Genomic DNA, 23,773 nt, shown 5'->3' with positions numbered 1-23,773 from the left:
AGCCGTAGGCTGCTGATTCGCCGAGTGAAGAAGAAAAATCGAAAAATCTCTGCGATTAGCACGGTTATTAACGAATTAGCATGCAGAGTTTGGGGGATTTCTTTACGAGCACTAAAAGAGGACTGAGAAGCTACATTCTTTAAGAAAGGCGAACACACTAAGTGCCTTTAACAGCAAGAGCGCCCGAAGGACGGGACGTGCGAGGAAAGAAATCCCCACAAACTCGCGCAACAGCAAACACGAGCGTAGCGCTGCGAGATAAGTAATTCCTATCTCTCACAGCACTTCAGAAAACACGCCAGCCAAACACCAGTCAAAACTCATAGACGATACTCAAAAATCAGTAAATCAAAGATAAGAAAAACACGAACCGAGGAAGCATGAAATTAAACAGCGCTGTTACGAAAGTATATGCTTTCTTCAAGCGACCCACAGCAAAACTAGCAGCAAAACCAGGAGCAGAGCCTACGCCAAAAAAGCCTAAGTCGCATCTTCGCCGCATTTTAGAACCAATCGCGCTGGCTGTCGCCGCAATTCTGTGCTTCACGTACCCAGTGGCTTCTACGCTGTGGAATAATAACGCGTCTAAGCAGCTTTCTGCCGCTTACGACAAGCTTAGCCGTGAGCAGCCTAAAGATGCGCGCGCAATTAACTTAGATAAGGCGCGCGAGTATAACGCGCATCGCAGCGCGATTTTTACGGCGGACCCTTATAATGGCACGGAAGATTTTAAGAAAACGCCTGAGTATAAGGATTATGAAAAGCAGTTAGATGAGCCGATGGGGATTATGGGAATCGTAAAAATCCCGAAGATTGGCGTTAAGCTGCCTATTTATCACGGCAGTTCGCAGGATGTTTTAGCGTATGGCGCGGGTCACCTGTATGGCACGGATTTGCCAGTTGGCGGCAAAAACAGGCATGCTGTTATTACGGCGCATACGGGTTTGCCGCATGCAACTATGTTTGACGACTTAATCTACCTTAAAAAAGGCGATTTCTTCTATTTTGATGTGCAAGGTAAAACCTTAAGATATAGGGTGTTTCGCATTAGCGTTGTTGACCCGAATGATATTAGGCTTATTCAGCGCGAGAAGGGGCGCGATTTGGCTACGCTGCTTACTTGCACGCCGTACGGTGTGAACTCGCAGAGGCTGCTGGTAACGGGGTATCGTGTGCTGCCGGATCCTGTTAAGCCGCCTGACGATCATTTGCAGTGGCCGCTTTGGATGACGCTGTTTGTTATTGCGCTTGTTGGGTGTGCTGTGATTTTAACTACTATGATTGTTGCAACAATTTCCGCGCGCAAAAATAAGAGGAATATTCGCGGAAGGCATTTGCCTAATGCGTCTAATGCGTCTAATGCGGAGCGTTTGTTAGCGCGCTACTTATCTTCATTGCGGCAGTTTTCGCATAAGCCGAATACTTCTAGCGTGTGATCAACAACAGTGTATCCGTGAGATTCAGCTATTTTATGAATCCATCCTTCGTCATCGGGTGGCTCAATATCAACTGTTTTTCCGCAGCGTTCGCACACTAAATGGTGATGGTGTGTGTTTTCGTCGCAAATGCGGAATAATTGCTGACCGTTAAAGCGCACAGTGTCTACTTCGCCGCTTTGAGTTAGCGCGTTAAGCTGACGGTAGACTGTAGCCAAGCCAATAATTTCGCCGTCTTTTGCCAAAAGTCTGTGCAAATCTTGTGCAGAAACAAAATTGCGAGATTCGCGCAAATAGGAGAGTACGATTTCTTTTTGTCGAGTGTGACGACGTACAGGTTCGCTAGTCATCTCGAATCCTTTCGTTGTTCATCACAGTATTCAAGTTCGTCATCCCAGCAGCCTGTTGAATCTAATGCTGCTGCGGCTTCAACTGGGTCGTCGCTTAGTACTGTAATATGACCCATTTTGCGGTTTTTTCTAACTTCCGCTTTGCCGTAGTCGTGCACGTGCCATTCTGGGTGCTCTAAAATAAGTGAGCGCACAGGAGCCACATGCTGTCCGAGCACATTTACCATAACAGCAGGGGAAAGTAGGCAAGGCTTCTTTAAAGGCCATCCAACAATTCCTCGAATATGAGCTTCGAACTGATCCATATCGCAAGCTTCAATCGTATAATGTCCGGAATTGTGTGGACGTGGAGCAAGCTCGTTTACTACTACTTGATTATCTTTAGTAATAAAAAGCTCAATTCCTAACGTTCCTGCGAGCTCAAATCCGCGAGCTAATCTTAAAGCTAATTCGTGCGCTGCATGCTCAACTTGTGGATCAACTACTGCCGGAGCCAAGGTCATGTGCAAAATACTATTGTGATGCACGTTTTTTACAAGCGGATACGTTACAAAGTCTTTGCCGTTTCCGGAAACAAGAATAGAAGCTTCAAAAGCAAAATCAACAAAACCTTCTAGAATTGAAGGTGGGAATTTGCCGCCGCGATCTGCGCGGTGGTGAATATTTGCAACGTCTTCTTCTGTGCGCAAAACATCCTGACCGTGACCGTCGTAGCCGCCTCGACGAGTTTTCAAAATCGCCGGCAAGCCTATTTCGTCAATAGCAGTATCTAAATCGTCAAGATTATTTACTTCGCGCCATTTGGCTGTTTTGATTCCGTGGCTATTAATAAACGTTTTTTCGCTTACTCTATCTTGCGTAACTCGCAACAAGTCTGTGCCTTGAGGAATAGCAGTAAGATGACGAACTTTATCGAGTGCATCCGCATTTACGTTTTCAAACTCGTATGTTAGTACGTCGCAACGTTCTGCAAGTTCGCGCAAGCCTTCTGGGTCGTCGTAATTAGCTTCAACCTGCAAATCTGCTACTTGGAACACTGGGCAGTCAAGAGTTGGGTCAAGAACGCCAATTCTAAAGCCCATGTGGCGAGCTGCAATAGCCATCATGCGCCCTAACTGGCCGCCGCCAATAATTCCAATAGTAGAGCCTGGCATTAAGCGTTCAACAGCGCCGTTAGTTACTTCAGATAAGGTTGGCATTGGATTCCTCAACTTTCGCTTTGAGTTCTTCGCGATATGTTGCGAGCTCTTCTGCAAGACGCTCGTCGGTTGTGCTTAGAATACTTACTGCAAGCAAACCTGCGTTTGTTGCTCCAGAATTTCCAACTGCAGTTGTTGCAACAGGAATACCTCCTGGCATTTGCACAATGGAAAGCAAAGAATCCCAGCCCGAAAGTGCGTGAGATTTTACTGGCACGCCTATAACAGGAAGTGTGGTTTGTGCTGCGATCATTCCAGGCAAGTGAGCTGCTCCACCTGCTCCGGCAATAATAATATGGAATCCTTCTTTACGAGCATTGTGCGCAAAGTCTGCCATAAGTTCTGGCGTACGATGTGCAGAAATAACTTTTTTCATGTAAGGAACTTGGAATTTATCTAGGATTTCACAAGCGTTACGCATAGTTTCCCAATCGCTTGAGGATCCCATGACGACAGCAACGGTTGGCTTTATTTCTAACACGATGAACCTCCCTGACGTGCAATTGCTACTTTACGCAACACTAGGGAGAACTCGCCGAAGTTTTATGCAAAACTTAACAAATTATTTGTTAAGTTCACGTGTTTTTGGCCGTAATGATTTAGCCATTTCCAAGATTTGTTTTGCACTAGCTTCAGGTAAGTAAGCGTGTGTTACAGCCAAAGATATTTGTGCAAGTTTTGCAGAATCCAAATAGCATACGTAAACTGAGCTAGCTTCCGGCTGGAACTTCTTTTTGAAGAAGTAAAGCGATTTGAATCCGTAAGCAGGTTCCAAAATATCGGACATCATTGCCAGAGCATGGTTAATAACATTTGAAGATTGTTGAGAATCTGCTATTGTTGCGTTTTCGCTTTCTGAGCTTTCGCTTTCTGAGCTTTCGCTTTCTGCATTTTTACTGTCTGCGTTTTCGCCTATTCCTGCCAAAGGTGCTGCAGATAAGCTCATAAATTCCACGGCAGATTCAGGATTTTCTAATCCCTCGTCGCGCAAGCGTTCTGCCATTCTTGCAATCAGCAATTCCATAATTCCGTTTGGACTATCTGTGCGATGTCGCATAAAATCAAGCGTCCAGCCAATAATTTTATGATTTCTATAAGTAGGCATCCAGCTTGTTACGCCCAGTACGCGTTCATTTTCGTCGATTGCGTACAGTATTTTTACGCGCTCGTCTTGAAGCTCATCCAAACCACCCAAAGTAAATTTCATTTCCGGAAGGGATTTAAGCTCAGCCCACTCTTCCGAAATTTCAACAATCTGCTGCTGAACGTCAAAAGAAGCTTGTTTATATGTTGTTAAAATATCGCTTATTCCATCTCGTTTTGCTTTATTGATAGCGGTACGAATATCTTGCCATTTTTTTCCGCGAGTCTGCCACTTACTTGGGTCTACAAGCATATCTGTTCCAACTTTAATAGACGTAAAACCAAGCTTTTCTAACTCTTGACGCACATTCTCATGAACTGCGTAAAATGCTGGAGACCACGAATTTTTTTCGCATAAGCTAATAAATCCACGAAGATCTTGCTTATATTCTTTGGAATCTCCAAACGGCCCGGTAAGAGTAAGTGCAATATCGTAGCTTAAGCGGTATGCGATTGCGGATTTTCCGCTTGGGGAGAACCAATAATGGTTATTTGGCCAAGTGGTCATGAAGCTCATAGTGTTTCCGCCAAGTTCCACAAGTGAGCTTGCTTTTTCTCTATCTTTTTCGTTGGTTGAAATTTTGCTTCTAAACCATGTAAAGCAAACTATAAAAAGAACAGCCCAAAATATTACGCCAACAGATTGCGCTAATATGGAAGATAGTGGTGTTTCCGTGCGAAGCATTGCGTTAGAACGGTTTCCAAAGCCCATAGGCATCCATCGTCCAGGTAAATCTCGCAAAAGATGATGAATATTTGCAATAGGCTTAAAGTTGTCTGCTATCATAAGGCCAAAAGTTACGTAGCCTACAGCTGTAATCCACAGCGTTACAATAATTGCGACTAATCCTACGCGAACTTGAAAACGGCTTGTAGTAATCGAAAAATGCTTAAGATTAATAGCAAGAAGAATAGTCATAAGCAGAGGCGGAAGAGCGGTAAGCATAAACGCAACAGCAACAGCATTATTCTGGTGTATTGAAATATGCTGATTTGTTGCAATAAGCGGCAAAATTGTGAAGTACATTCCAGCATAAAGCACAGTAATTGCGTTAATAACAATGGAAGTCCATGCTGCAAGCTTACGTCCGCGTAACATTCCCCACGCAACAATCAGCATAGTTACAATTGGCAGAAGAATACGAATCCACACTCCGCCAATAGTCGCGTGATGCAATCCAGAATGAAGCAAGCAACTATTTGCACTGTAATTGCTAATGCAGCGAGTAATCCACGGCTTTGAACCCATTTGCGGAGACATAAACAGTCCAAGAGTTGTAAGAATGCCGGCGTGTGAGCGCGAAGATAATGCTAATAATGGTCCAAGAGCAATAATTCCTTGAGCGTATGCAAAAAGCTTTCGAATCTCGTAATCTGTGCCTTCCCACCAGTTTACGTTATGCTTTATTCCCTTTGGTTTGCACACAATATTGCCAATAATATGGCCTGTAAAAGCAGCAATAATAGTGCAATAGTCGCCAGGGTTTCCACTATAAAGCATCATTGCAGAAGTAACAGCGTAGCCGATTACAAGCATTCGTCTATGCCACAAAATCGATTCGTTTGCCGAAGATGCCATAAAAGCGCCAATAAACAGCGTAAATGGAGACAATCTTATAGGGATTCTAGTAATCCAGTGCATGTTGCTAATAAGCATAGAAAGATTGCCAATAATCGTCAGTCCAACAACTATTCCAATTAGCGTACTAGATACAGCAATAGAAACAATACGAAGTCTGCTTATGCGAGTTTCTGCAACGCCTATGAGAATAATAACGAGGAAACAGTTGACTAAAAGTGAAGGCATGCTGTTTACGAAAACAAGCGAGTGGCAGATTTTTAGCAGCAGCTCCGACATGTTTGCGTGGCCGAAGAGGAAGCTAGATCCTTTTGAGGGATGGTGTCGCATAAAAAGTTGCGCAAGAGTTGCGTTTGTGCCGTAAGTGTATATGTGCATTAATGTTCTTGTAAACCAATGTGCGAAATTTATAACAATAAAAATGCATGTGATTGTAAGAGCAAAAACGCGCTGGCGAAGCCAGGAAATAAAGTCGTGCAGAAAAACTCTAATATGGCTAGATGTTTGATTGCTGCTACGGTCTAAGCTTTTTTGTTGACCATCTTCCTGGCTTCTGAGCTTATGCTTATTGAAAAAAGACAGTGCCATATTAGTCTCGATTCACTTTTTTATGAACAAGAATTTTTACATTCGGATACGTATTTAGATTTGGAACAGTTTTTGAAATGCCTGTTTGCTTGCAGAAAAGATCAAGAACTACTTTCAATCCTGCTTTTACTGTATGCCAATCGTGTCCAGAATTTTTAGCGAGCATTGTTAAAACGTTAATACCTGCGCTGTGTGCGCTTAAAGCAATAGTCGCCTGATTTGCTTGAGATTTAGGATCCCAATAGCCGGCAATAGCATAATAGTTTTGTTTTAGCGGAGCGTTTTTTCGCATTATTTTACTAGGAACGTGACGCTCGTATGCTGAAGTATTTCCGTTAAAGTAGCGTTTAATTGTTTCTTGACGGTTTTGATACGTTGGTTCTAGTTCGCCGCCGGCAGAATACATGCTTCTAAAAATATTCGGATGCGCTGGAACTAATTGAGTAGCGCAAGTTCCGCCTTGAGAAAAGCCTCCCATAAGCCACATGCTTGGGTCTTTGCTTACTGGAAGATTTTTGCGAATCCAGTTAGGCACGTCGCGAATTAAATACGTTTCTGCTTTGCCGTAAACTCCAGTATCTGCACAAAGTGAGTTATGTGTCGCTTCACCGTTTTGATCTGGGGCTACAACAATAGGAGCTAAGCCTTTATGAGATTTTGCGTAATCGTCTAAAGTTTCAGCAATGTCGCTGGCTGCAAAGAAGTGATTTGGGCTACCGGGCTGTCCTGCTAGCATAACCATAACTGGAAGCTTTGGTGGATGCTTTACAAGCGCTGCAGGAGGCAAATAAACGTTTGCTGTGCGAGCTTTGAACTTTGAGTATGTGTTAGGAATGTGTGCTGAGCGAAGAATACCTTTTTTAGGCATTTTTGGAAGCTTATTTTGTTTTGCTAAACTGTACCATTCTTCAATGCTTGCAGTAGCAGATTTTTCCTTATTAACCTCAAGCTTTGGGAAATTACCCATTCCAAAAATTGATCCAAGTGTTGTGTATTCACCGTAAACCATATCAACTCTTAAAGCTGTGCTAATAAGAGTTAAAACAATAGCAATAACAGCAACTAGTCGTTTCCAACCTTTAGTGAACACGAATGCTGTGCCAGCAAAGCCAACAAGAGCAAATCCTATTGCAACGCAAATAATAACAAGCCAACCAAGGCTTACTCCAAACACAAGGAATACGTCTGAAATTAGCCAAGCAATTAATCCGCCAACTATGAAAAATATGCTTGCAACACCTAGCTGTATAAGCAGGTTTATTATGCTAAATAAGTGTTTTGAGCGTTTTGATTTAGTGAAAATCAGCACGAATAAAGTTAAGCCGGTTAAACTAAATAAGCTTGTTGGTAACCAGCCTTGCAAAAGACTTATTTTTGCCAATTGCAGCATGCTTGAATCCTACACTTTCTTGCTTAACTACGTGCAAACAACTTTTAAAGTGAACGATACTCGCAATATTTCACCCAACTGAAATATAGTTTATGTATCTTAATTTTTTCTTAATATTTGCTTTAGTTTTTATAGTTTTTGCTGTTCTATTTTTATAGTTTTTACTGTTCTAATCGTAGTTGCCGAAACATATATTGTAATCCACCGGAAGTATGAAAAATATCAGCATGTCGAGCTACTTGTACTAATAAATATGCAAGTATGACGATAGCAATAACTACAATAATCAATTATTGTGCATGTATAAGGATTCGTTTAGCTAGGAACGATTGGAATTATTATGGATGAAATTGCGCTGGAGTCTTCAAAAAGCGAGAAGGAAGAGGGTGACTATAAGGGGGAAGACTCTAAAGAGCAGAGTAATTCCAAAAATTTCTTTTCATCTTTGCTAAAGATATTAAATAAGCATCAAATAGCTATTCCGCGCTGGCTTTATATAGTATTTTTCGTTCTAAATAGCGTTGGAATGATGGTTATTTTTCAGATGGGCGTGCAAACAGGCTCTCGCAGCCAGGTTTTGAATGGTCTGATTGAAAATATTACGCGAATGTTCAGCAACATTTGGGAAAATTTAAACTTCATATTTGTGCTTAATTTGCTTATTTTTGCGGTTATTTATGGATTAATTATTATTCTTACTAACCGTTTTTGGCTTACTTCAATGGTTTTGCTGTCTCTTTGCATAATTATTTCGATTATTGAGTACATGAAGATTTTTGTGCGAAATGAGGCAATTCTTCCTGCTGACCTGAATTTTTTGCAAAGCGATACCGGCAATATTTCAACATTTTTGCCGCCTAATGCTGCTCGCGTTACTTTATACGCAATAATTTGCGTGATTATTTTCGTTGTAGTTTTTATGACGATTCATTTATTAGATAAGAACCGTGGAAAAGTAGTTTGGTTTGAAGACAAGCGTTTGCGCTACGGTGTGCGAGCTGGAATTTTTGTGCTGATTTTCGCATCCTTCTCGTGGTATGTTGCTTCTGTTGGCACTGTTGGTTCTGTTGCTAATTCTTTTAACCAATTTATGGGCGACCGTCCTGCAATGTGGGATTCTGCTTACGATGCGCAACTTAACGGACCAATAGTTGCTTTTACTAGGCAGGTTAATCCAAAAATCATGTCGAAGCCTGCAAACTATAGCGAAGAAACCATGAAACAAGTGGTAGCTCGCTACGAGAAAGCAGCTAACAAACTTAACGCTTCTCGTAAGAATAAAATAAATAACAGCACTCTTATTGTTATTCTTTCCGAATCTTTTGCAAATCCTTCACGCGTTCCTGGAATTTCTTTTAATAAGGCGATTATTCCTTTTATTGACAGTGTGAAAAAGAATACGGATAGCGGTCTTATGCTTTCTTCTGGCTACGGCGGAGGAACAGCAAATCTTGAATACATGACTATGACCGGTTTAAGCATGGTTAATTTTGATCCTTCGCTTACAAGCCCGTATCAGCAGCTAGTTCCTAAAAAGTCGTGGACTCCAACAATAAACCGTTATTGGAACGATGGTAAAAGCTCTTTTGCTTTCCACCCGTTTGAGCCTTCCATGTATTTGCGCGCTAAGAATTATAAGAAGTTCGGTTTTACTAAGTTCTATTCTTTGCGCAAGCCGGATGTTATTAAGTATCAGAAGCGTATTGATTTAGCGCCGTACGTGTCGGATGATTCCGCGTATTCCAGCGTTTTAGAATCTATTTCGCGCAAGTCTTCTCCTGATTTTATTCAGCTTGTTACAATGCAAAATCATATGCCTTATAACGATTGGTATAAGAATAATGATTTTAAGGTGTCTTCTACTGATTCAAGCAAGCCTTTGGGTGAGGAAGAGGCTTCTATTATTCAAACATACGCTAAAGGCGCAAATTATACGGATAAAGCAACTTCTAAGTTCCTTAATAATCTGAACAAACTCAATAAGCCTGTAACCGTATTGTTCTATGGTGATCATCTTCCTGGAGCATACTCTACAGCTAGTGCGGATAAGAATAATTCTCTTATTTTGCATTTAACAGATTACTTTATTTGGTCAAATAAGGCTGCTAAAGAAAATCTTAAATCTTCTAAGAAGATTAACGCAAAAACAGAAGCTTATTCTTCTCCAAACTTCTTTATTTCCCAGGTTGCGCGTCATATGAACGCTAAGGTTTCGCCGTATGTTGCTTTCCTTACAAAGCTTCATAAGCATATTAGTGCAATGGAGCCGCCTGTTGTTAACACAATTCAAGGCTGGGATAGAATCCCTGAGGGTCAACCAATTTACCTTGATCACGACGGCAGACCAATGGTTTACTCAGCAATGGATGAGCAAACTAAGCAGCTTTTGGACGACTATAAGCTTATACAGTACGATGTTACAGCCGGAAAGAACTACACTCGCAACACTAACTTCTTTACTATGCCGTAGATAAGGCACGGTTATTAGCGAATTAGCATGCAGAGTTTGGGGGATTTCTCTACGAGCACTAAAAGAGGACTGAGAAGCTACATTCTTTAAAGATAGGCGAACACAATAAGCGCCTTTAACAGCCAGAGCGCCCGAAGGACGGGACGTGCGAGGAGAGAAATCCCCCAAAACTCGCGCCACACTAAACAAAAAGTTTATAGCTTATGTGGTTATTTAAGCGCTTTTGAAGCTATGTCGTGCCTAAAGAACATGTGTGGAAGATTAAGATTGTCCAATATTGCGTAGACCTTCTTTTGCGCATCTTCTACGTCTTCTCCGTGCACTTGTACAAGCGCTACGCGTCCGGAAGAAGTCGCGAGATTGCCGGTTTCTTCCTGGCTTTTAACTCCTGCATAATACACGTGCTGACCTTGATTTTCATCAACAGGAATGTGCGGAAGTGGAGTTCCAGTAACTAAAGTTCCAGGGTAGCCTTCGCTTGCAATTATTACGCCGAGCGTAACACCGCTATTCTTCCAAGTAAAAGTTGGTGTTTTATGCTGCAAAATATTCCATATAGCTGCACCAAAATCTGAAGTAAGGCGAGGAAGCACAACTTCTGTTTCTGGGTCTCCAAATCGAGCGTTAAACTCAATAACTTTAGGACCCGAAGCTGTATCAATCAAACCTGCGTAAAGTATGCCTGTAAAAGGCGTTCCTTCTTTAGCTAAGCCTTCAACAGTTGGTCGCACAATCTCGTCAATAGCGCGCTTAACAGTTTCGCTACTGATTTGTGGCACAGGGCTATAAGCTCCCATTCCGCCAGTGTTTGGTCCTTTATCGCCATCGTAGGCGCGCTTATGATCTTGTGAAATTGGCATAACCCAAAAATCAGTGCCGCTTACAAAGCTCATAAGCGAAAACTCTTGTCCTTGCAAAAATTCTTCAATAACAACTTTTGCTCCGGCTTGACCAAAACGGTGATCAACGAAAATATCTTCCAAAGCTTCAATTGCGGTTTGCTCGTCCATTGCAACAGTTACGCCTTTTCCTGCTGCTAAACCGTCGGCTTTAATAACAATTGGAGCACCATGCTCAAGCACGTATGCGCGTGCTGGTTCTAAAGCGTCAAAAGTTTGGTAGGCTGCTGTTGGAACGTTGTGGCGATGCATAAGCTTTTTTGCAAAATCCTTAGAGCCTTCGATTTGAGCCGCCGCCTTGTTTGGGCCAAAAGCGGGAATGTTATTGGCTTCAAAATCGTCCACGATTCCGTTCATAAGCGGCACTTCTGGGCCAATAAACGCAAAGTCGTAGTTGTGCTCTTTAACGAAGTTAATAAGAGCTTCGTGATCCGACTGACTAATGTTTACGGTTTTAATTCCATCTGCTGCAATACCCGGGTTTCCAGGCGCAACCGTTACTTCTTCAACGCTTTTGCCTTTAAGAAGTGCGTGTGCAATAGCGTGTTCTCTAGCGCCGGAACCAACAACTAAAACTTTCATTTTCTGTCCTTTATAGTTTTATTGCAACTCAACTGCAGCGTTTTCGCGCTCAATCATTTTGCCAATAACATAAGCTGTTTCGTTATTTTCGCTTAGTGTGCTAAGTGCTTCTTCGGCCTTGTTTTTATCAACCGCCAAAATCATGCCGATTCCCATGTTAAAAACATTGAACATTTCTGCATGATTAACGTTTCCAGCTTTTTCAATAACGTCAAAAATAGGCGGAACATTCCAGCTTGACGTATCGATTTTTGCAGCCAAACCGTCAGCGTACATGCGTGGAATATTCTCAATAAATCCGCCGCCTGTAATGTGAGCCACTCCCTTAATAAGATGCTTTGCAAAAAGCGGTTTCAAAGCTTTTACATAAATTCGCGTAGGTTCGAGCAGAACTTCGCCAATAGTTTTTCCATCTAGCTCTTCAAGTTTGGTGTTTACGTCGTAGCCTGCTTCTTCAAACAAAGCTTTACGCACAAGCGAGAAACCGTTCGAGTGAACTCCAGAAGAAGGCAAGCCTATTAGAACGTCGCCAGTGGTGATTGTGGATCCGTCAACAATATTTGAGCGTTCTGCAACGCCAACTGCAAAACCTGCAAGATCGTACTCGTCCTCTGCATACATTCCAGGCATTTCAGCAGTTTCGCCGCCAATTAAGCCTGCTTCTGATTGCACGCAACCGTCTGCAACTCCTGCAACAACCTGCTCAAGTAGTGCAGGATTATTTTTTCCGCAAGCAATGTAGTCAAGGAAGAACAGTGGTTCTGCGCCTTGTGCTGCAATATCGTTTACGCACATAGCAACGCAATCAATGCCGATTGTATCGTGCTTATTCATCATTTTGGCAACCATAAGCTTGGTTCCAACGCCATCCGTGCCAGAAATCAGCACTGGCTCTTTGTAGCCGAGTGATGCTAAATCAAATAAGCCGCCGAATCCGCCGATGCCGCCCATAACGCCTGGACGCTTCGTGCGATTCACATGTGATTTAATACGACGTACTACTTCGTATCCTGCTTCTACGCTTACGCCAGCTTCATCATATGCGTGCGGCATGTTGATTCCTTTCCTAAATTGTTATACGTATTTTCTTAAATATTTGTTAATAAATTGCCGTAAATAAGTAAAATATTAAGTTATATAAGGTTTTCGTGTGAATATTTACTGTGTTTCCTTACTTCCTGCAGATGCTCGCGTTCTTCAGTAGTAAGTGAAGCCAAGAATTCTTCTCCGTAATCGTCAAGTGCAGTAGGGTAGTCGCCATTAAAGTATGCAACACACAATCCGCCATAAGGAGCAGGCTTATTTAACCCAATTGAGTCAACTAAACCGTCCAAAGACAGGAACGCTAAGGAATCGGCGTTAATATACTCGCGAATCTCCTCAACTGAATGTTTTGCTGCAATAAGTTCTTTAGTTGTTTGAATATCAATACCGTAGAAGCAAGGATATTTAAGAGGTGGGGAAGAAATACGCATATGCACTTCTTTAGCGCCAGCTTCTCGAAGCAATTGCACAATGCGCTTAGAAGTTGTGCCGCGCACGATTGAATCGTCAATAACAATAACGCGTTTTCCTTCAACAACACTGCGCACAGCAGAAAGTTTCATGCGCACACCCTGCTCACGCAATTCTTGAGTTGGCTGAATAAAAGTGCGAGCTACATACTGGTTTTTTATTAATCCCATTTCGTTAGGAAGGCCACTTGCTTCTGCGTATCCTGCGGCTGCAGAAAGAGAAGAGTTAGGAACTCCAATAACCATGTCTGCTTCAACAGGGGATTCTTGAGCTAAACGAGATCCCATGCGCTTTCTTGCAGCATGCACGTTAATTCCGTAAATATTAGAATCTGGGCGAGCAAAGTAAATAAACTCCATTGAGCACACTGCTTGTTGCACATGATCCGTGTAGCGCTCAATCGTGTAGCCTTCGTCGTTAATAACGATTATTTCTCCAGGCTCAATATCTCGAATAAATTCGGCGCGAACAATATCAAAAGCGCAAGTTTCAGAAGAAAGAACGTAGGCGCCGTTTTGCATGCGACCAAGAGCAAGCGGGCGGAAGCCGTTTGGATCCGTAGCGCCAATTAAAGAATCTTCTGTAAGAAGCAGGTAAGCAAATCCGCCGTGAACAGTTAGTAACGCTTCTTTAAGACGTTCCATAAAAGTTGGTTTATTAGAGCGTCTAATTAAGTGCATTAGTATTTCAGTGTCGGAATTTGAGTGGATAATAGCGCCATTGTCTTCTAAAGAATTGCGTAAGCTTGTGCAATTCGTCAAATTTCCGTTATGAGCTAAAGCTGCATCTCCATCGTGGAAGCGGAATAAGAAAGGTTGAATGTTATCAACACTTCCAGATCCTGCAGTAGCGTAACGCACATGGCCAATAGCACGATTTCCTGTTAAACGTTCCATAACCTGCTCGTTGCTAAAAACTTGCGTAAGTAGGCCTAGTCCGCGATGTCCGTGAAGAGTGCCGTTATCGTTAGATACTATTCCAGCTCCCTCTTGGCCGCGATGCTGAAGCGCATGCAAGCCAAAATAAGTGAGCCTGGAAGCATCTTTGTGACCCCAAACACCAAACACTCCGCACTCTTCGTGAATGTCCTCAAGCTCTGCAGACATCTTTAACCCCCTTGTAATCGCTTACTTTAATTCGCGAAACTATACTCATTGTTGCACATGCTTCTAATAAGCTAATGTTACGTTTCATGCCGCTCATGCTCACGCCGTGAAGTACTGGACTCCGGCATCAAACAGTGGCTGTTCGTGGAAATCAGGAATGTTCACGTACAAGCCTTCGCCTGCTCTCTCGCAATGACCCATCTTTCCAAAAACTCGACCATCTGGGCTGGTAATTCCTTCAACGGACATAATCGATCCGTTTGGATTCACATTCAAACTCATGCTTGGAACGCCATTACTATCAACGTATTGCGTAGCTACTTGGCCGTTGTTAATAAGCTTTTCCATAACTTCTGGCGTTGCAATAAAACGACCTTCGCCATGAGAAATAGCAACAGTGTGAATATCGCCAACTTCAGTATTTTTAAGCCATGGAGACATGTTTGAAGCGACTCTAGTACGCACAATTCGGCTTTGATGCCTGCCAATCGTGTTATAAGTAAGCGTTGGGCAGTTAGAATCGATAGGAACAATATCGCCAAAAGGCACTAAACCAAGCTTAATAAGTGCTTGGAAACCGTTGCAAATGCCCAGCATAAGTCCGTCTCGATTCTTAAGCAGATCGCGCACAGCGTCAGTCACTTCCGGATTTCTAAAGAAGGATGCAATAAACTTTGCTGAACCGTCCGGCTCGTCGCCGCCGGAGAAGCCGCCAGGAATCATAACAATCTGGCTCTTATTAATCTCCTCAACAAGTTTCTTTGCAGACTCTGCAATATCTTTAGCGCTCAAGTTGTTAATAATAAGCGTATGAGCGTCGGCACCTGCACGCTCGAAAGCAGCTTGAGTATCGTACTCGCAATTATTTCCAGGGAAGACTGGAATAATAACGCGCGGGTGAGAAAGCGGCTTTGGCTTTCCTGTGTGCGCGTGGTTTGTAGTAGAAGCATTATTTTCGTTACTAATAGTTTCTACAATCTCACCAGGCTTTTTATATGGGAAGATTGAGGAAAGTTCGCTTTCCCAAATCTTTTGCAAATCGCTTAAATCAACTTCTTCGCCATTTGCGGAAATAATTGCGTAATTCTCAGTCGTTTCGCCAATAATCTCAACGTCAACCAAGCTTGTGTTATCTGAAGATGGAACCTCAGCGTTTTCTTTAAGCTCAACGTAGAAGCTTCCGTATGCTGGCTTAAATAAATCATCGTTGCTTAAATTATTGAATAATTTAAGACCGATATGATTTCCAAGCGTCATCTTGAATAAGATTTCCGCGCTCGCACCGTAGCCAGGAGTGGCAACAGCAAGAGCTTGCTTGTTCTTCGTAATATTTTCGATTAATTCAAGAGTTTTAAGGAAACTTTCCTTTTCTGGAGTAATTCCGTCGGATTTATATTGTGGAGCAATTCGCAAAACCTTATGATTTACGCCCTTAAATTCTGGCGAAACAGTTAAACGCGCATCTCCAGTAGAAACAGCAAAGGAAATTAAAGTTGGTGGAACATCCAAATTCTCAAAACTGCCGCTCATAGAATCTTTGCCGCCAATAGCGCCAACACCAAAATCAAGCTGAGCGCTTAAAGCGCCAAGAACTGCTGCAGCTGGCTTTCCCCAACGTTCTGGAACATCGTGAGGCTTGCCAAAATACTCTTGCAAACTCAAGTAAGCACGTTCGCGCGTGAAACCGCTTGCTGCTAGCTTTGCCAAAGACTCAACAACCGCAACATAAGCTCCAGTAAACTGATTATTTTCCATCAAATACGGATTAAAGCCCCAAGCCATTGCGGAAGCAGTGTTTGTTTCGCCAAATACTGGGAATTTAGCAACCATAGCCTGAGCTGGAGTAAGCTGACGACGTCCACCAAAAGGCATAAGCACAGTTGCTGCACCAATTGTAGAATCGAAGCGTTCTGCCAAACCCTTGTTTGAAGCAATATTAATGTTTGAAACAAGTAAGCGCATACGTTCAGTGAGAGTCAAATTAGACTGATTCTGCCATGGGTTATCGTAAGATTTTCCACTTTCAATATGAAGAACCTGCTGTTTTGGAGCACCGTTAGAAGCCAAGAATGAGCGGCTTAAGTCTACAATGGTTTTTCCGCGCCAAGTCATGCGCATTCGAGCTTCTTCGGTAACAGTCGCAATGATTTCTGCTTCCAAATTTTCTTCACGAGCATACTTCAAAAATGCATCAGCATCATTGGCAGCAACATCAACAGCCATACGCTCCTGGGATTCAGAAATAGCAAGCTCAGTGCCGTCGAGACCCTCGTACTTTTTAGAAACCTTGTCGAGATTAATAGTTAAACCGTCGGCAATTTCGCCAGTTGCCACAGAAACGCCGCCAGCGCCAAAATCGTTGCAACGCTTAATAAGTTGGCAAGCATCCTTGCGGCGGAATAACCTTTGCAATTTGCGTTCAATAGGAGCGTTACCTTTTTGAACTTCTGCACCGCATTCTTCAATGCTTTCAACATCCTGCGCTTTTGAAGCGCCAGTTGCACCGCCAATGCCGTCGCGTCCAGTTCGTCCGCCAAGAAGAATAATCACGTCTCCTGGAGCAGGAGTTTCCCTGCGCACATGGTCGGCTGGGGTAGCGGCAACAACAGCGCCAACTTCCATACGCTTAGCAACATACCCAGGGTGGTATAACTCATGCACTTCGCCTGTAGCTAAACCAATCTGATTTCCGTAAGAAGAGTAGCCGGCTGCAGCAGAAGTTACAATCTTTCGCTGCGGCAGCTTACCGTTTAAAGTTTCACTAATAGGCGTGCGCGGATCTGCAGCACCGGTTACGCGCATAGCTTGGTAAACGTAGGATCTGCCAGAAAGAGGATCTCGAATGCATCCGCCAATGCAAGTTGCAGCTCCACCGAAAGGCTCAATTTCTGTAGGATGATTATGCGTTTCGTTCTTAAACAGGAACAGCCAATCCTCATCGTGGCCGTTTACATCAACCTTAACTTTTACCGTGCAAGCGTTGATTTCTTCCGACTCATCCAAATTTTTAAGCTCGCCAGTATGCTTCAAATATTTAGCACCAATAGTTGCCATATCCATTAAGCAAACAGGCTTATTTTCGCGATTTAACTCTTTTCGCAAATCAAGATAACGATTAAACGCTTCTTGAACTGTACTATCGTCAATCGTAATATTTGTAAGCTCCGTGCCAAAAGTTGTGTGACGGCAGTGGTCGGACCAGTACGTATCAATAACGCGAATTTCTGTAATAGTAGGATTGTGATTTTCTTCCCTGAAGTATTGCTGGCAGAACTTTGCGTCAGCCAAATCCATCGCTAAGCCGCGATCCTCAATAAACTTCTGTAATCCAGATTCGTCTAAATCGTTAAAAGTATTAATTACTTCAACGTCCGCAGGAACTACTGTTTCTCGCTGCAAACTCTTTACTTCGTCAAGACTTGCCTCTCTAGCCTCAACAGGGTTAATAACGTAATGCTTAATAGCATCCATGGCTTCTTCGTCAAGATTGCCTTTTAGCGCAATTACTTTAGCAGTACGCACAGTTGGGCGCTCACCTTGACTAATAAGCTGAATGCACTCGCTTGCGGATTGCGCGCGCTGGTCGAACTGACCAGGCAAAAATTCAACAGCAAACACGTGCTCGCTTGTTTCAATAGGCAAATAGTCGTAGGTGTTATCAACCGGCGGCTCGCTTAATACAGTTCGCACAGCAGTATTGAACAAATCTTCGTCAATACCTTCTAAATCGTATCTGTTGATAATTCGTGCGGAAGTAATCGCGCTTATGCCAAGAATTTCCTTAAGCTCATGTAAAAGTTGTTGAGCTTGAACGTCAAAACCATTGCGTTTTTCCACATATACGCGAAATACCACGAGAAACCTACCTTGTTGAAAGTGCGGTATGAGCAGTGTTTGTTATGGGCTTTTAAGTTATAAATTGTTAGTTAAGTTATGTGTTAAGTTGTGGCTTAAATTATTGGTTAAATTATTGGTTAAATTATGTAAGAATGCGTGTGGCTCGCACCCCTAAGGGCACGAGCCACAACAAAACTTTATTGATTCACACAATCATCCGGTTTACGCACGCAAACGTTTAAACCTTCGCTTTTTGCTAAGTTTTCCAGCCTGCTGTGAATTTCTTCATAAGCCGGTATTATGTCTCCCAAATCGCGTCGGAATAAGTCTTTATCCAAATGACTTACGCCGTTCGTGCCAGAGTTTCCGCCAGCATTGCGTTTATCCCAAAGTCTGCAAGTATCAGGCGTAATTTCGTCCGCAAGAAGAATATTGCCTTGCGCGTCCACGCCTTCTTCAATCTTGAAGTCAACAAGCTGAACATCAATCTTGGAGAAAATATCAAGCAAAGCATTGTTTACAGCGTGAGCTTGACGAGTGATTTCCGCCATCTCTTCATCTGTTGCTAATCCAAGAGCAACAACGCCTTCTGGGTTAATAAATGGATCGCCAAGTTCGTCGGACTTCACGCAGAACTCCAACAATGGCTTCTTTAATGGGGTTCCTTCGTTAACGTTATAACGTTTTGCGAAAGAACCAGCAGCAGTATTGCGCATAATAATTTCCAGCGGGAACATGCGCATACGCTTTACGAGTTGTTCAGTATCGGAAATACGTCCGAGGAAGTGGCTTTTTACGCCGCGCGCCTCAAGTAAATGGAATAGTAAAGAAGTAATCCGGTTGTTTAAACTGCCTTTACCGGCGATCTGAGCTTTTTTCAGACCGTTACCAGCGGTTGCTTGGTTCATATATTCAACCCAGAGCACATTGGTGTCATCGGTAGCGTACAGTTTTTTGGCTTTGCCTTCATACAACTTGTCAAGTTTTTCCATGATATGCCCTCTCTTACGTGCATTCATAGTTGTAGGCGCAAACCAACAGTATTTGTAGGTTTACCTGACCTTGGCCAGCACGATTAGCGTAACAATTGTTACCTACAAAATTTCCGGCAAATATTGCCGAGGTGCAATATAAATTATTGTTTAATACCTTTATTTTCAAAGTATTTCAGCATTTGAACTGTCCGTATGCAATTCTCTTATAATGCGTGTCGCATTTTTTCTTGCAGACTCTTGACTAAATCCTGTAGCAAGAGCAACAGCCATACGTCTGTGGCTGTGAACTGAAGGCTTAGCAAAAATACGCAAGCCGCTTCTATAATTTTCGTCCGCTTGTAGAGCATTGGAAATATTAGTAAAGCCAACTTCTCCTTCGCCCTCAACAACAATCGCATGGCTTGCAGCAACCTCGTTATCTTTTAACGAAAGCGAAGTGAAGTTTGCTGTAACAGGCACGCCTAAAATAGCGAGCACATGAAGCGCAAACTCGCTGTAATGTTGCGAAATCATAGTTACCATGCCAGTATCGTGCGGGCGAGGAGAAAGCTCGTTAAAAAGCAACGAACCATCTTTTAACACAAATAGCTCAACACCATACACGCCCCAACCGGTTTCGTTAGAATCGTGAGCAATATTAGTTAAACCTTCTACGGCACGCTTTGCTATATTCTTCGCATTAGTGCGAATCGATTCAGGAATATTCGCAGGCTGCCAAGATTCCCTATAATCGCCATCCTGCTGACGCTGAGCAATTGGTTCGCAAGTAGTAATTCCTGCGCAAGAACTTATTGTAAGAACTGTAAGCTCGTAGTCAAGCGGAGCTAAAGCCTCAACAATAACGCGAGAACACTCGTTTTCGTGGCCGGCTGCCGCGCGTCTTCCATGCTGAGCTTCATCCCAAGCAGCTTTAAGTGCTTCTGGGCTTTTAACTATAGACTGTCCGTGACCAGAAGAACTCATAACAGGCTTAACAACGCAAGGGTAGCCAACGTGCTGAGCGCCATCATCTAACTCCTTATAAGAAGACGCAAAACGGTATGGGGTAGTAGGCAAACCTAAATCTTCGTGAGCAATCCTACGCAAGCGCTCGCGATCCATTGCAATTGCTGCTATATCTGCGCTAGGAACAACCTGGATATTCTTTTTAGCAGCATCTTTCAAAACTGTAGTAGCAATAGCTTCAACTTCCGGAATAATAATATTCGGATGCGCTTTATCAATAAGATTTTTAAGAGAAGCAGCATCAGACATATCTAGCACTCTGTATTCGTGAGCTATTTGCATTGCAGGAGCGTTTTTATAGCTGTCTGCTGCACAAACGCGTACGCCTAATCGCATAAGCTCAATCGCAATTTCCTTGCCAAGTTCGCCTGAACCGAGAAGAAGTGCGGTCAGGTTGTTGCTGTTTTCAGTTACGCCAAATATGCGCTGATTTTGCTCAGAAAAACTCATATAACTATTGTTGCATTTGCTATTGTCGAATAATTTATGTTTTGACTGCGACGCGCCGAAGTGTGTTGAGCTAGCATAAATCAAGAAAATCGTGTATAGTATTCCTCTGTTGTGTGATTCGATTCGTTTTATTCGTTTCATGCGCATGGTGGCTATAGCTCAGTCGGTAGAGCATCTGATTGTGGTTCAGAAGGTCGCGCGTTCAAGCCGCGTTAGCCACCCCACTTAAACGGCTGGTATTTATCGGCCGTTTTTTTGTTATGTAACTGCTCCCGCTTAAGCGAACGCAGCCTATGGAGTAGACTGGTATGGTTACACATATGTATGTTGATGATGACATGGCGTACTAATAGCACATAGTGCAGAAGGAGTATTGTATGGCTGGTAAGGCAGCGCCTAAGGAACCATGGTGGCAGACAATGCTTCTGTTTGTGCCAAGACTTTTAGGCAAAGCAGTTCGCTCACTTTTTGGGGTAGGTGAATACGATGAAGCTTACCGCAGGGACGGCTTATGCTTTGTTATGCTAATTCTTGCCGTATTATTCTGCGCTTCTGAATGGTTCCATGTAAGCGGTTTTATTGGCGTTGGGTTGCATATTTTAGCTTCGGGCGCTCTTGGCGTTATGAGCGTCGTGCTCCCTGTGTGGCTAAGTGTTATTGCTTTTCGCTTAATGCGAAATAGTGGAGCAAAATCTGGGAATCATCGAGTTGTTTTTGGTTTTATTATTCTTCTGTGCTCAATATGCTCGATTCTCGATATTTCTCTTACATCTAAAAGTCACGCTTTTGATTTTGAATCAGTTAGAAAAGCGGGCGGATTGCTAGGTTTTGCTTTAGGCTCTCCACTATCTTGGGGTTTTTCTCGCATATTTGCTCTCATAATTTTCGTAATCATCTCTATTTTTGCAGTTTTAATGATTGCTCGTCTTCATGTAAGCGATATTGCAAACTGTGTTGTGTCAATCTTCTCAAAGAAAAACAAGAAAAATTCGCAGGATGAGGATTCTTCAGACGAGTCAAATGAATTAGACGAGTCGGATGAATCAGACGATGTGAATGAATCAATTAAATCAGGTAAAACTAAGGATTCGTATGAAGATGAGCCTTTGGAATTTGCCGAAGGTGTGCCAACGCACGACGGAAAATCTTCTAAAAAAGAAAGCGCTAATTTAGGTGCAGCTTACTTGCTGAAATTGTGGAAATCTCTATTTAATCGAAAAAATAAAGAAAAAGACAATACTTTGCTCGACGAATATGCTGGAGATGACGCATTTTCGCATGCTGCAGCCGTTAATGCAGAAACAAGTGAAAATCTTGATCGTGTTAAACCTCAACCTAAACCTCAACGCGTTAGAACAGTAAGCAATGTTGAAGGCTACAGCGAGAATTATATTCCTGTAAATACTAAAGATTCTTCGCAATCAAATAATGATAAATCAAGCAATAATCCTAGAAGTGCTTCTTCTTCGCCAATACTAACTTCTGCAGAAACCTTGCCTAAAGCTCCTATGAGCGGTTCTGTTGATTCTGCTAAAGATCCATGGTCTAGTATTCCGGCGGAGCAAATGGATCAATATAGAAAAGATCAAGAAAATGAAGATAATTTAGCTGACGAAAGCGCTAAAAATAATCTAAACTCTTCGGAAGATTCTGCTTTGCAACCGTACATGCTTCCTGATTTGAACATTCTTGCTCATGGAAAACCTCATGCTGCTAGAACTCAAGCAAATGACAATGTTATTCGTGCTCTAACTTCCACTTTTGAACAGTTTGACGTCGATGCTCGAGTAGTCGGTTTTCTTAGAGGCCCTTCTGTTACGCAGTACGAGGTTGAGCTTGGACCTGGTGTAAAAGTTGAAAAAGTTACGAATTTGCAAAAAAATATTGCATACGCTGTAGCAAGTACGGATGTGCGTATTTTGTCTCCAATTCCAGGAAAGTCTGCTATTGGTATTGAAATTCCAAACGTAGACCGCGAAATTGTGCATTTGGGAGATGTTCTGCGCTCGCAAAAAGCTCTTAACGACACTAATCCTATGCTTACAGGCGTCGGAAAAGATGTTGAGGGCCATTTCGTAACTGCAGCTCTCGATAAAATGCCGCATTTGCTTGTTGCTGGTGCTACTGGTTCTGGTAAGTCGAGTTTTATTAACTCAATGCTTACTTCGATTATTATGAGGGCTACTCCTGAGCAAGTTCGCATGATTATGGTTGATCCTAAGCGAGTGGAGCTTTCCGCGTACGCTGGTATTCCGCACTTGCTTACGCCGATTATTACGGATCCTAAGAAGGCAGCTCAAGCTCTTGAGTGGGTTGTTAAAGAGATGGATGCTCGTTACGACGACTTGCAATTCTTTGGTTTCCGTCATGTTAAAGATTTCAACAAGGCTGTTCGTGAAGGCAAAGTTCATGCACCGGCTGGCTCCGAGCGAAAAGTTGCTCCATACCCGTATTTGCTTGTGGTTGTGGACGAGATGGCTGATTTAATGATGGTTGCTAAGAACGATGTTGAAAGTTCTATTCAGCGCATTACTCAGCTTGCTCGAGCTGCAGGCGTGCATTTGGTTCTTGCTACTCAGCGTCCGTCCGTTGACGTTGTAACCGGCTTAATTAAGGCGAATATTCCTTCCCGCTTGGCTTTTGCTACTTCGTCTGCAACAGATTCCAGGGTTATTCTCGATACTGTTGGTGCAGAAACTTTGATTGGTCAAGGCGACGCTTTGTTCCTTCCAATGGGTGCTGCAAAACCTCAGCGTGTGCAAGGATCTTGGGTTAGTGAGTCGGAGATTCGTAAAGCTGTGGAATACGTGCGTACTCAGCGCAAGCCAAAGTATCGTGAAGATATTGAGCAAATGGCTCAAAAAGCGGATGCTCAAGCTCAAAACAAGCTTAAAACAAGCGATATTGGAGACGATATGGACGAGTTGCTTCAGGCTGCTGAGCTTGTTGTTAGCTCGCAATTTGGCTCTACTTCAATGCTTCAGCGTAAGCTGCGTGTTGGTTTTGCTAAGGCTGGGCGACTTATGGATTTGCTGGAATCTCGCGGCGTTGTGGGGCCTTCTGAAGGTTCTAAAGCTCGCGAAGTTTTGGTTCAGCCGGAAGATTTGCCAAAAGTTTTGGCATTTATTCGTGGCGAGTCTGACTCGTTATAAAGTAGTGTTATTGTGTTGCACAACTGTGTTGGGTGGCGCGCTAGAAGTTTTTAGTTTGCGATAAGATAAAGGTATGC

14 protein-coding genes and 1 tRNA gene are annotated in these 23,773 nt (G+C 42.9%); 4 read left to right on the top strand and 11 right to left on the bottom strand.

Annotation, left to right across the window (positions count from 1 at the left end; all coding sequences use genetic code 11):
• Window positions 1-380 precede the first annotated feature (380 nt).
• The gene (locus HXT35_RS01715; protein WP_004126952.1) at window positions 381-1,436 is read left to right on the top strand and encodes a class C sortase; all 1,056 of its coding nucleotides are present in this window, start codon (window positions 381-383) and stop codon (window positions 1,434-1,436) included.
• On the opposite strand, the gene HXT35_RS01710 is transcribed toward HXT35_RS01715, so the two are convergent.
• The 5 genes from HXT35_RS01710 to HXT35_RS01690 form a co-directional block, all read right to left on the bottom strand.
• The gene (locus HXT35_RS01710; RefSeq protein ID WP_004126956.1) at window positions 1,382-1,786 is read right to left on the bottom strand and encodes a Fur family transcriptional regulator; all 405 of its coding nucleotides are present in this window, start codon (window positions 1,784-1,786) and stop codon (window positions 1,382-1,384) included. The two genes, HXT35_RS01715 and HXT35_RS01710, sit on opposite strands and share 55 nt — an antisense overlap.
• Window positions 1,783-2,985: a 5-(carboxyamino)imidazole ribonucleotide synthase gene (gene purK, locus HXT35_RS01705; RefSeq protein ID WP_004126958.1), complete on the bottom strand. Its 1,203-nt coding sequence runs from the start codon at window positions 2,983-2,985 to the stop codon at window positions 1,783-1,785. Before purK ends, HXT35_RS01710 begins: the two co-directional genes overlap by 4 nt.
• Complete coding sequence (gene purE, locus HXT35_RS01700; protein WP_419185102.1) at window positions 2,969-3,433, bottom strand: 5-(carboxyamino)imidazole ribonucleotide mutase; 465 nt, start codon at window positions 3,431-3,433, stop codon at window positions 2,969-2,971. Before purE ends, purK begins: the two co-directional genes overlap by 17 nt.
• A gap of 114 nt (window positions 3,434-3,547) precedes the next feature.
• Window positions 3,548-6,295, bottom strand: a complete 2,748-nt coding sequence (locus HXT35_RS01695) for a bifunctional lysylphosphatidylglycerol flippase/synthetase MprF (protein ID WP_421788248.1) — start codon at window positions 6,293-6,295, stop codon at window positions 3,548-3,550.
• Between the two features lies 1 nt (window position 6,296).
• Entirely contained in the window at window positions 6,297-7,685 is a 1,389-nt protein-coding gene (locus HXT35_RS01690) for an alpha/beta hydrolase-fold protein (RefSeq protein WP_032843396.1), read from the bottom strand.
• 340 nt (window positions 7,686-8,025) lie between these two features.
• On the opposite strand from HXT35_RS01690, the gene HXT35_RS01685 reads away from it, so the two are divergent.
• Complete coding sequence (locus tag HXT35_RS01685) at window positions 8,026-10,155, top strand: LTA synthase family protein (RefSeq protein ID WP_004126972.1); 2,130 nt, start codon at window positions 8,026-8,028, stop codon at window positions 10,153-10,155.
• Window positions 10,156-10,364: 209 nt separating this feature from the next.
• On the opposite strand, the gene purD is transcribed toward HXT35_RS01685, so the two are convergent.
• The 6 genes from purD to purT all read right to left on the bottom strand — a co-directional run bounded on the left by purD (window position 10,365) and on the right by purT (window position 20,544).
• The gene (purD, locus tag HXT35_RS01680; RefSeq protein WP_004126975.1) at window positions 10,365-11,636 is read right to left on the bottom strand and encodes a phosphoribosylamine--glycine ligase; all 1,272 of its coding nucleotides are present in this window, start codon (window positions 11,634-11,636) and stop codon (window positions 10,365-10,367) included.
• Window positions 11,637-11,654: 18 nt separating this feature from the next.
• Entirely contained in the window at window positions 11,655-12,689 is a 1,035-nt protein-coding gene (gene purM / locus HXT35_RS01675; protein ID WP_004126978.1) for a phosphoribosylformylglycinamidine cyclo-ligase, read from the bottom strand.
• Between the two features lie 80 nt (window positions 12,690-12,769).
• Window positions 12,770-14,257 (bottom strand): amidophosphoribosyltransferase, encoded by a 1,488-nt coding sequence (gene purF, locus HXT35_RS01670; RefSeq protein WP_004126980.1) that lies wholly within the window; start codon window positions 14,255-14,257, stop codon window positions 12,770-12,772.
• A 99-nt stretch (window positions 14,258-14,356) separates the two neighbouring features.
• Window positions 14,357-18,112, bottom strand: coding sequence for a phosphoribosylformylglycinamidine synthase (locus HXT35_RS01665; protein WP_004126983.1), 3,756 nt, complete (start codon window positions 18,110-18,112; stop codon window positions 14,357-14,359).
• 179 nt (window positions 18,113-18,291) lie between these two features.
• Window positions 18,292-19,086, bottom strand: coding sequence for a phosphoribosylaminoimidazolesuccinocarboxamide synthase (gene purC / locus HXT35_RS01660; protein ID WP_421788245.1), 795 nt, complete (start codon window positions 19,084-19,086; stop codon window positions 18,292-18,294).
• A 165-nt stretch (window positions 19,087-19,251) separates the two neighbouring features.
• Window positions 19,252-20,544, bottom strand: a complete 1,293-nt coding sequence (gene purT, locus HXT35_RS01655; RefSeq protein WP_421788243.1) for a formate-dependent phosphoribosylglycinamide formyltransferase — start codon at window positions 20,542-20,544, stop codon at window positions 19,252-19,254.
• Window positions 20,545-20,692: 148 nt separating this feature from the next.
• Between purT and HXT35_RS01650 the strand changes: the two genes are divergently transcribed.
• Window positions 20,693-20,768 (top strand) — tRNA-His (locus HXT35_RS01650).
• A 153-nt stretch (window positions 20,769-20,921) separates the two neighbouring features.
• Window positions 20,922-23,696, top strand: a complete 2,775-nt coding sequence (locus HXT35_RS01645; protein ID WP_421788241.1) for a DNA translocase FtsK 4TM domain-containing protein — start codon at window positions 20,922-20,924, stop codon at window positions 23,694-23,696.
• The last annotated feature ends 77 nt before the right edge of the window (window positions 23,697-23,773 follow it).

The organism is Gardnerella sp. DNF01141 (assembly GCF_049244255.1).
In the GTDB taxonomy this organism is placed as follows: Bacteria; Actinomycetota; Actinomycetes; order Actinomycetales; family Bifidobacteriaceae; genus Bifidobacterium; species Bifidobacterium vaginale_E.
Note: the sequence above shows the minus strand (reverse complement) of the source record. Positions and strands in the feature narration are given on the sequence as shown.

Excerpts from the sequence above, each read along its gene's own strand:
- purD (WP_004126975.1), bottom strand. The coding sequence starts at position 11,636 with ATGAAAGTTTTAGTTGTTGGTTCCGGCGCTAGAGAACACGCTATTGCA.
- HXT35_RS01715 (WP_004126952.1), top strand. The coding sequence starts at position 381 with ATGAAATTAAACAGCGCTGTTACGAAAGTATATGCTTTCTTCAAGCGA.
- HXT35_RS01690 (WP_032843396.1), bottom strand. The coding sequence starts at position 7,685 with ATGCTGCAATTGGCAAAAATAAGTCTTTTGCAAGGCTGGTTACCAACA.
- HXT35_RS01645 (WP_421788241.1), top strand. The coding sequence starts at position 20,922 with ATGGCTGGTAAGGCAGCGCCTAAGGAACCATGGTGGCAGACAATGCTT.
- purC (WP_421788245.1), bottom strand. The coding sequence starts at position 19,086 with ATGGAAAAACTTGACAAGTTGTATGAAGGCAAAGCCAAAAAACTGTAC.
- purT (WP_421788243.1), bottom strand. The coding sequence starts at position 20,544 with ATGAGTTTTTCTGAGCAAAATCAGCGCATATTTGGCGTAACTGAAAAC.
- purF (WP_004126980.1), bottom strand. The coding sequence starts at position 14,257 with ATGTCTGCAGAGCTTGAGGACATTCACGAAGAGTGCGGAGTGTTTGGT.
- HXT35_RS01710 (WP_004126956.1), bottom strand. The coding sequence starts at position 1,786 with ATGACTAGCGAACCTGTACGTCGTCACACTCGACAAAAAGAAATCGTA.
- HXT35_RS01695 (WP_421788248.1), bottom strand. The coding sequence starts at position 6,295 with ATGGCACTGTCTTTTTTCAATAAGCATAAGCTCAGAAGCCAGGAAGAT.
- HXT35_RS01685 (WP_004126972.1), top strand. The coding sequence starts at position 8,026 with ATGGATGAAATTGCGCTGGAGTCTTCAAAAAGCGAGAAGGAAGAGGGT.
- purK (WP_004126958.1), bottom strand. The coding sequence starts at position 2,985 with ATGCCAACCTTATCTGAAGTAACTAACGGCGCTGTTGAACGCTTAATG.
- purM (WP_004126978.1), bottom strand. The coding sequence starts at position 12,689 with ATGCCGCACGCATATGATGAAGCTGGCGTAAGCGTAGAAGCAGGATAC.
- purE (WP_419185102.1), bottom strand. The coding sequence starts at position 3,433 with ATGGGATCCTCAAGCGATTGGGAAACTATGCGTAACGCTTGTGAAATC.